We start from the raw sequence: 209 nt of genomic DNA, 5'->3' as shown, positions 1-209 counted from the left end.
CCGCGCAGCCGGCCGCTGTAGGCGAGGAGTTCTCGGCCCGAGAGGCGCTCGAAGAGCCGCAGGCCCTCCGGCAGGATGCCGATGCGGGCCTTGACCTGGGCGACCGACTCCGGGTCGGCCCACACGTCGTGCCCGGCGACGAGGATCCGCCCCTGGTCGGGCCGCAGCAGGCCGGTGATCATGGAGAGAGTGGTGGTCTTGCCGGCCCC

General features: G+C 73.7%; 1 protein-coding gene. It reads right to left on the bottom strand.

Features of this window, described 5'->3' with window-relative positions:
- Positions 1 to 209, bottom strand: a 209-nt coding sequence (locus CCN56_RS45265) for an ATP-binding cassette domain-containing protein (RefSeq protein ID WP_256962371.1), incomplete at both ends; no start/stop codon positions are given.

The organism is Streptomyces sp. NRRL B-24572 (assembly GCF_002156145.1).
Taxonomy (GTDB): domain Bacteria; phylum Actinomycetota; class Actinomycetes; order Streptomycetales; family Streptomycetaceae; genus Streptomyces; species Streptomyces vietnamensis.
The sequence above is the reverse complement of the archived record's forward strand: the minus strand, read 5'-3'. Positions and strand labels throughout refer to the sequence as shown.